The sequence below is a fragment of the Xenorhabdus sp. KK7.4 genome (assembly GCF_963876465.1).
Lineage (GTDB): Bacteria > Pseudomonadota > Gammaproteobacteria > Enterobacterales > Enterobacteriaceae > Xenorhabdus > Xenorhabdus stockiae.
The window spans coordinates 1-956 of record NZ_CAWNQF010000018.1 but is presented as its reverse complement, the minus strand read 5'-3'; the positions used below and the strand labels follow the sequence as shown (position 1 = coordinate 956).

The window sequence follows — 956 nt, the reverse complement described above, 5'->3', positions numbered from 1 at the left end:
TTTTTTCACATATCCTGCGACCGGATACCGAATGGAGTTATCGCAAGGTCACACGGGGTTTTATCCGGTTTATGGGAGAAGCCGCATCACCGGCACAGGTTATTCACCGGGATGTGTTGCGATGGCGGCGCCACCTCCTAGTGGAAAAAAAGCAGTCAAGCCATACCTGGAATAATAAGGTGGCTCATCTGCGGGCGATTTTTAATTTCGGTATGGAGCGAAAACTGCTGCCTCACACCGAAAACCCGTTTAACAACGCCGTGACTAAAAAAGAGAAGAAAAAGAAGAAGATTTTGAGTCAATCGCAGATAAACCGCATTAATCTGTTGATGGACAAGTTTGCTGAGGAAGAAAGAGTCGAGATGCCCCCACGGGGAGAGCGTTGTGCCCTGTATCCGACCTGGTATTGGTCAACAGTACTGGCGACATTGCGTTTTACAGGAATGCGTCAGAACCAGTTACTGCACCTACGGCTGCGGGATATTAATCTGGACAGCAATTATATTGAACTGGGGCTGGAAGGCAGTAAAAACCACAGTGAATGGGAAATACCGATCATTCCGCCGCTTAAACGCCGGCTGACAAAATTAGTGGCAAGGGCAGTTGCTGCCGGTGCGAAAGCCCACGATCCGATTTTCGATCTCAGCCGGTTGAGTGTCCCGCACCCAAGCCAGCTTTCCCGTTACCAATACGATATCAACCGGGAAAAACAACAGCTCCGTTCTTTCTTTCGCCGGCTGTCCAAAGAGTGTGATTTTGCGGTCTCGCCTCACCGTTTTCGTCATACGTTGGCGACGACCCTGATGAAATCGCCGGATCGTAATCTGCCGCTGGTGAAACGCTTACTGGGGCACCGTAATGTGGCGACCACGATGGAATACATTGATCTTGATATGGAAGTGACGGGCAAAGCGCTGGAGCGGGAACTGGGGTTGTATACTGATTTTGTTGATGAG

General features: G+C 50.0%; 1 protein-coding gene. It reads left to right on the top strand.

The window, feature by feature from the left end:
* On the top strand, positions 1 to 956 hold a 956-nt coding region (locus AACS90_RS03620), incomplete at both ends, for a tyrosine-type recombinase/integrase (protein ID WP_099123667.1).